The organism is Variovorax sp. 01T439_2 (assembly GCF_056398445.1).
On record NZ_JBFTPJ010000489.1, the window covers coordinates 1 to 7,217 of the forward strand.

Annotated in this window: 6 protein-coding genes and 1 pseudogene; 1 reads left to right on the plus strand and 6 read right to left on the minus strand. The window is 67.8% G+C overall.

Annotation, left to right across the window (positions count from 1 at the left end; all coding sequences use genetic code 11):
- On the plus strand, nt 1-855 hold an 855-nt coding region (corA, locus tag AC1DOC_RS21210), incomplete at its 5' end, for a magnesium/cobalt transporter CorA (RefSeq protein ID WP_478130429.1).
- On the opposite strand, the gene AC1DOC_RS21215 is transcribed toward corA, so the two are convergent.
- The 6 genes and pseudogenes from AC1DOC_RS21215 to AC1DOC_RS21240 form a co-directional block, all read right to left on the minus strand.
- A complete protein-coding gene (locus AC1DOC_RS21215) occupies nt 848-1,630 on the minus strand; it encodes a 5'-methylthioadenosine/adenosylhomocysteine nucleosidase (RefSeq protein WP_478130430.1) in 783 nt (260 codons plus the stop codon). The two genes, corA and AC1DOC_RS21215, sit on opposite strands and share 8 nt — an antisense overlap.
- A gap of 3 nt (nt 1,631-1,633) precedes the next feature.
- Nucleotides 1,634-3,132, minus strand: a pseudogene (locus AC1DOC_RS21220) (ABC transporter substrate-binding protein).
- Between the two features lie 30 nt (nt 3,133-3,162).
- A complete protein-coding gene (locus AC1DOC_RS21225) occupies nt 3,163-4,209 on the minus strand; it encodes a peptide ABC transporter ATP-binding protein (RefSeq protein ID WP_278881113.1) in 1,047 nt (348 codons plus the stop codon).
- Nucleotides 4,206-5,243: an ABC transporter ATP-binding protein gene (locus tag AC1DOC_RS21230; RefSeq protein WP_018903966.1), complete on the minus strand. Its 1,038-nt coding sequence runs from the start codon at nt 5,241-5,243 to the stop codon at nt 4,206-4,208. Before AC1DOC_RS21230 ends, AC1DOC_RS21225 begins: the two co-directional genes overlap by 4 nt.
- Nucleotides 5,240-6,148: an ABC transporter permease subunit gene (locus AC1DOC_RS21235; protein WP_478081618.1), complete on the minus strand. Its 909-nt coding sequence runs from the start codon at nt 6,146-6,148 to the stop codon at nt 5,240-5,242. Before AC1DOC_RS21235 ends, AC1DOC_RS21230 begins: the two co-directional genes overlap by 4 nt.
- Nucleotides 6,149-6,156: 8 nt before the next feature.
- Nucleotides 6,157-7,161 (minus strand): ABC transporter permease subunit, encoded by a 1,005-nt coding sequence (locus tag AC1DOC_RS21240; protein WP_412510197.1) that lies wholly within the window; start codon nt 7,159-7,161, stop codon nt 6,157-6,159.
- Between the last annotated feature and the right edge of the window lie 56 nt (nt 7,162-7,217).

A 7,217-nucleotide genomic window follows, 5' to 3' on the forward strand; every position in this document is an offset into this window, starting at 1 on the left:
AAGCAGTACTACGGCCTCTCGATTCCCGAAGACGCGATGGACGAGGACATCGAGGAGTCGGCGCGCTTCTACGAGGAAGACAACGGCGAGCTGCACATCCGCTCCGACTTCCTGATCGACGACGACGAAGACCCGCGCTCGGTGCGCGTGGCCTTCATCCTGAACCAGCACAACACCGAGCTTCGCAGCCGCGGCGTGCTGTTCTCGATCCACGACGAGGACGTGCCGGTGTTCCGGCTGCTGCGCATGCGTGCGCGACGCGCGCCGGGCCTGATCGAAGACGCCAAGGAAGTGCTGCTCAAGCTGTTCGACGCCGACGCCGAATACTCGGCCGACACGCTCGAGAACATCTACGACGAACTCGAGATCGCGGGCAAGAAGGTGCTCGAAGGCAACGTCAGCGACGAGCTGGCCGGCGAGGTGCTGGGTGCCATCGCGCGCCAGGAAGACTTGAACGGCCGCATCCGCCGCAACGTGATGGACACGCGCCGCGCCGTGAGCTTCATGATGCGCAGCCGCATGCTCAACGCCGAGCAGTTCGAGGAGGCGCGGCAGATCCTGCGCGACATCGAATCACTGGACAACCACACGGCCTTCCTGTTCGACAAGATCAACTTCCTGATGGATGCGACCGTCGGTTTCATCAACATCAACCAGAACAAGACCATCAAGATCTTCTCGGTGGCCAGCGTGGCGCTGCTGCCGCCCACGCTGATCGCGAGCATCTACGGCATGAACTTCAAGCTGATGCCCGAGCTCGACTGGTCGCTCGGCTATCCATATGCGCTGGCCTTGATGGCGGCAAGCGCGCTGGTGCCGATGTGGTACTTCCGCCGGCGCGGCTGGCTCAAGTAGCGGCCGGCATTCCGCGAGGAGGCAGCGTGGCCAGCCACGCATCGACCAAGGCCAGGCTGTAGCGGCTCGCCACCTCGGCGACGAAGCGCGCGAAGTCGCCATGCGCGGCATCGTCGGCGCGGTCCGAGATGGTGCGCATGGCCGCGAACGGCACGCCGTAGTCGTGGCACACCTGCGCCACCGCCGCGCCTTCCATCTMGACTGCGAGCGCATCGGGCAGGCTGCGCCGCAAGGCAGCGCTCTCGGCGGCCGTCGAGACGAAGCGATCGCCGCTCACCAGCAGGCCGCGGTGCACCTTCGGCGACCGGAGGCCGAATTCGTCGGCGGCCGCCTGCCCCACCAGCGCCACCGGATCGCGCAGCGCGGCTTCGGCCACGGCCGCCAGCGCATCGCCGATCGAGGCATCGGCCGCAAAGCGCGAAAGGCCCATGAGCGGCACTTCGTACTTCGGGAAGATCGGCGAGGCGTCGAGGTCGTGCTGCAGCAGCTGCGTGGCGACCACCACGTCGCCAACGTCCACGCCCGGCGCGAGCCCGCCTGCCACGCCCGTGAACACGATCGCGCGCACGCCGAAGCGCTCGAGCAGCACCGCGGCCGTGACCGCCGCCGCGACCTTGCCGATGCGCGACAGCACGGCCACCACCGGCTGGCCGTGCAGGTGGCCGACCCAGAAGTCGCGGCCCGCGGCGCGCACGCGCTGCTCGTCCGGCATCTGCGCGAGCAGCGCGCCCAGCTCCTCGTGCATCGCCGCGACGATGGCAACGGGTGCGTTCATCGGCTACTTGATGTCCACGCCGTAGAAGGTGTGGCGGCCGAAGGGGCTGAGCTTGAAGTCGACCACCTCCTTGCGCACCGGCTTCAGCTGCACCGCGTGCGCGATGGTGAACCACGGCGCCTGCTCCTTGAAGATGACTTGCGCCTTCTTGTAGAGCGCATCGCGCTCGGCCTGCTTGGTCGCGCTCTTGGCCTTGAGCACGAGGTCTTCGTAGGGCTGGTAGCAGAACTTGGAGATGTTGCTGCCGCTGGCCGACTTGGCCGAGGCGCAGCCCAGCAGCGTGTAGAGGAAGTTGTCGGGGTCGCCGTTGTCGCCGGTCCAGCCGAGCATGCCCATCTGGTGCTCGCCGGCCTGCAGGCGCTTGCGGTATTCGCCCCACTCGAAGCTCTTGATCTCGGCCTTGACGTTGATCTTGGCAAGGTCGGCCTGCATCAGCTCGGCGATGCGCTTGGCATTCGGGTTGTAGGGCCGCTGCACCGGCATGGCCCACAGGTCGGTCGAGAAGCCATCGGGAAAGCCGGCCTGCGCCAGCAGCTTCTTGGCGGCTTCGGGGTCGTAGGGATCGTCCTTGACCGCGTCGTTGTAGGACCACATGGTCGGCGGAATCGGGTTCTTCGCGGCCACGCCGGTCGACAGGTACACGCCGTCGATGATCGCCTTCTTGTTGATCGCCATGTTGATGGCCTTGCGCACGCGCACGTCGTCGAAGGGCTTCTTGGTGGTGTTGTACGAAAGGTAGCCCACGTTGAGGCCGGGCTGCTCGAGCACCTGCACGTTCGGGTCCTTGCGGATCGCGTCGAGATCGGCCGGATTCGGATACGGCATGACGTGGCATTCTCCCTTTTGCAGCTTGGCCCAGCGCACCGAGGCGTCGGGCGTGATCGCGAACACGAGGTCGTCGATCTTCGCCTTGCCGCCCCAGTACTGCGGGAAGGCCTTGAAGCGGATGACGGCGTCCTTCTGGTATTGCACGAGGTAGAACGGGCCGGTGCCGATCGGGTCCTGGTCGACCTTCTCGGGCGTGCCGGCCTTCAGCATGGCAATGGCGTATTCCTTCGACTGGATGCCCGCGTACTGCATGGCCAGGTTGGCAAGGAACGGCGCCTCGGCCTGGTTGAGCGTGATCTTCACGGTCAGGTCGTCGATGCGGTCCACTGACTTCAGGAGCTTGGGCATGCCCATGTCGTTGAAGTAGGAGTGGTTCTGGCTCGTGACCTTGAAGAAGGGGTCGCTCTCCTTCCACTGCCGCTCGAGCATGAAGATGAAGTCCCGCGCTCGAACTCGACAATGGTGTTGTACACCTGCGTGGTCACGTCGAACGAGGTGCCGGTGGTGTTCACGCCCGGATAGAAGTTCTCGGGACTGCCCTCCGAGCAATAGACCAGCGTCTTGGCGGACACGGCGCTCGCGCCCAGTGCGAGTACGGCGAGCGCCGCCGGCGCGAGCAGCGCGCCAAGCCTGGGCGAGCGGCGCAAAACGGATGGCTGGGTGGTCTTCTTCATGGCAACTCCTTGGGACACGGTGGAAGTGAACTAGGGGTTCGCCGCCAGAGGCGCGGCGAACGGCGGGGACAAGGGCACATCGGCGCTGACCGGCGGCGTGCCATCGAGGAATTTCTCCGCGTAGTGGCAGGCCACCAGGCGCTCGTCGAGCGCGCGCAGCAGCGGCCGCTCCTCGCGGCAGCGCTGCGTCGCGTGCGGGCAGCGCGTGTTGAAGACGCAGCCCGTGGGCGGATCGAGCGGCGACGGCAGCTCACCCTTGAGCACGATGCGCTGGCTGCTGAGGCCGGGCGTGGATGCCAGCAGCGCCTGCGTGTAGGGATGCAGCGGCCGCGCGAAGATGCGCGCCTTGGAACCTTGCTCCACCGCATGGCCGAGGTACATCACGAGCACCTCGTGCGCGATGTGCCGCACCACGCCCAGGTCGTGCGAGATGAAGAGATAGGCCAGGCCCAGCTCGGCCTGCAGGTCGGCCAGCAGGTTCAGCACCTGCGCCTGGATCGACACGTCGAGCGCCGACACCGGCTCGTCGGCCACCAGCAGGCGCGGCTCCAGCATGAGCGCGCGCGCAATGGCGATGCGCTGGCGCTGGCCGCCCGAGAACATGTGCGGATAGCGGTTCGCATGCTCGGGCCGCAGGCCCACGCGCGCCAGCATCTCGCGCGCCTTGGCAACCCGCTCGGGCTTGCCGAGCGCGGTGTTGATGGCGAGCGGATCCTCGAGCACCGCAGAGATCTTCTTGCGCGGATTGAGCGAGCCATAGGGGTTCTGGAACACCAGCTGCACGGCCTGGCGCAGTTCGCGCCGGTATGCGGGCGGCGGGTCCACGGCATCGTGGCCGGCCAGCACGAGCTGCCCGGCCGTGGGCTTTTCGATCAATGCGACCATGCGCGCGAGCGTCGACTTGCCGCAGCCCGATTCGCCGACCACCGCAAGCGTGCGGCCGCGCTCGATGCGAAAAGAAATGTCGCCGACCGCGCGCAACTGCGCAGGCGCGCGGAACATGCCGCGCCGCACGGCATAGGTGCGCTGCAGGTTGCGCGCCTCCACGACGACGTCGCCGATGGCATCGCCACTCATGGCAGCGCCTCCACGGCCTGTGGCCGCGGCCGGTCGGCCTCGATGGCCGCCATGCGCCCGGGCTCGCCGAGCGGGAAATGGCAGCGCACCTCGGCGCCGGGCGGCGACTCGACCTCGCGCAGCGCCGGCCGCACGTTGCAGGCCTTCGTCGTCACGTAGCTGCAGCGCGGCGCGAACAGGCAGCCGGCCGGCCGGTCGTGCACGCCCGGCACCACGCCCGCGATGGTGGCCAGCCGCCCCTCGGGCGCGGCGCGTTCGGGCAGCGCGGCCAGCAGGGCCTCGGTGTAGGGATGCTGCGGATCCGCGAAGAGCCGGTCGACGCGCTGCTGCTCCATCACCTGGCCCGCATACATCACGGCGATGCGCTGCGCCATCTCGCTGACCACGCCCATGTTGTGCGTGATGAGCACCAGCGCCATGCCGCGCTCCTTCTGCAGCTCGCGCAGCAGGTCGAGGATCTGCGCCTGGATCGTCACGTCGAGCGCGGTGGTCGGCTCGTCGGCGATCAGCAGGCGCGGGTTGCAGGCAATGGCCATCGCGATCATCACGCGCTGGTTCATGCCGCCCGAGAGCTGGTGCGGATAGCTGCCCAGGCGCGACGACGCCGCCGGTATGCCGACCTGCTCGAGCAGCTCGGTCGCGCGCTTTTTCGCCGTGCGCCGGTCCAGATGAAGGTGCAGCCGCAGCGTTTCCATCAGCTGGAAGCCGATGGTGAAGCAGGGATTGAGGCTGGTGGTCGGCTCCTGGAAGATCATGGCCACCTCCTTGCCGACCAGCGCGCGGCGCGCCTTGTCGGAGATGCCGAGCAGCTCCTTGCCCGCAAAGCGCATGTGCTGCGCGCGCACCCGGCCCGGAAAGCCCACGAGGCCCATCAGCGCCATCATCGTCACGCTCTTGCCCGAGCCCGATTCGCCGACGATGCCGAGCACCTCGCCCTCCTCGAGCCTGAGGCTCACGCCGTCGACCGCATGCAGCACGCCGCCCTGGGTGGGAAACTCGACGTGCAGGTCCTTGATGTCCAGCAGCATGTTCATCGTTTCAGTTTGGGATCGAGCGCATCGCGCAGGCCGTCGCCGAGCAGGTTGAAGGCCAGCACGGCCGCGAGGATCGCGAGCCCCGGAAAAGTCACGACCCACCAGGCGCGCAGCACGAACTCGCGTGCATCGGCCAGCATCGTTCCCCATTCGGGCGACGGCGGCTGCGCGCCCAGGCCGATGAAGCCCAGCGCCGCCGCATCGAGGATGGCCGTGGAGATGCCGAGCGAGGCCTGCACGATCAGCGGCGCCGCGCAGTTGGGCAGCACCTCGCGGAACATCAGGCGCAGCGTGCCGGCGCCGCTCACGCGCGCGGCGGTCACGTAGTCGCGCGAGATCTCGGCAATGACCGCGGCGCGCGTGATGCGCACGTAGTGCGGCAGCACGACGATGGCCACCGCCACCATGGCGTTGACCAGCCCCGGCCCGAGGATCGCGACGATCACGATGGCCATCAGCAGGCTCGGCATCGTGAGCACGATGTCCATCAGCCGCATGATCGCGATCTCCAGCACGCCGCGAAAGAAGCCCGCGACAAGGCCGAGCACCACGCCGACGACCACCGACAGCGCCACCACCGCCACGCCGATGGACAGCGAGAGCCGCGCGCCGTGCATCAGCCGCGAAAGAATGTCGCGCCCGATGGCGTCGGTGCCCAGCAGGTAGCTTGCGGAGCCGCCCTGCTGCCATGCCGGCGGCAGCAGGAAGACGGCGCTGTTGGTCTCGTTGGGCGCATGCGGCGCGATCCACGGCGCGAACAGAGCCACCAGCAGCAGCAGCGCGACGGTGGCAAGCCCGATCACCGCGCCGCGATTGGCCGAGAAGGCGGTCCAGAACTCGCGCCAGGGGCCGGGGGGTGCCGCGCCCGCGATACTGCTCGAATCTGCGTGTGTCGTCGTTGCCATGGGATCGGTCAATGCCGGATGCGTGGGTTGATGACGCCGTAGGTCACGTCGACCAGCAGGTTGACCAGCATCACGATGCCGCCCAGCAGCAGCATGCCGCCCTGCAGCACCGGATAGTCGCGCCGGCCGATGGCCTCGATCAGCCACTTGCCGACACCGGGCCACGAGAAGATGGTCTCGGTGAGGATCGCGCCCGTGAAGAGCACGCCCACCTGCAGCCCGATCACCGTGACCACCGGAATCAGCGCGTTGCGCAGCGCATGCAGCCCCACCACGCGAAGGCGCGAGAGGCCCTTGGCGCGCGCGGTGCGGATGTAGTCCTCGCCCAGCACCTCGAGCATGGCCGAGCGCGTCATGCGCGCGATGACCGCGAGCGGCACGGTGCCGAGCACGATGGCCGGCAGGACGAGGTGATGCAGCGCCGACCAGAAGGCGCCGGTGTCGCCGGCGCGCAGCGCATCGATCAAGAGGAAGCCCGTTTCAGGCTCGACGAAGTACTGCACCGCAATGCGGCCCGACACGGGCGTCCARCCCAGCTGCACCGAGAAGAACAGGATCAGCAGCAGCCCCCACCAGAAGATCGGCATCGAATAGCCGGTGAGCGAGGTGGCCATCACGCCATGGTCGAAGATGGAATTGCGCCGCACCGCCGCCAGGATGCCCGCCGGCAGCCCCAGCAGCAGCGCGAAGGCAATGGCGCACACGGCCAGCTCGACCGTGGCGGGGAACAGCGCAAGGAACTCGTTGGCGACCGACTCCTGCGTGACCAGCGACTTGCCGAGATCGCCATGCAGCACGCGGCCGATGTAGATGCCGTACTGCACGATCACCGGCTTGTCGAAGCCGTAGGCCGCGCGCAGCTGGGCATGGCGCTCGGGATCGATCCCGCGCTCGCCCGCCATGGTTTCGATGGGGTCGCCCGGCACCAGCCGGATCAGAAAGAAGGCAAGCAGCGTCATGCCGATGAAGGTCGGCACCAGCAGGCTCACGCGCGTGAGGAGGAAGCGAAGCATCGACCCGCAATATGCAAGATCGATGCCGTGGCCCTACCCGGGCCGAACCCTTACTT

Coding starts and splice junctions, on each gene's coding strand:
- AC1DOC_RS21230 (WP_018903966.1), bottom strand. CDS start 5,243: ATGAACATGCTGCTGGACATCAAGGACCTGCACGTCGAGTTTCCCACC.
- AC1DOC_RS21225 (WP_278881113.1), bottom strand. CDS start 4,209: ATGAGTGGCGATGCCATCGGCGACGTCGTCGTGGAGGCGCGCAACCTG.
- AC1DOC_RS21235 (WP_478081618.1), bottom strand. CDS start 6,148: ATGGCAACGACGACACACGCAGATTCGAGCAGTATCGCGGGCGCGGCA.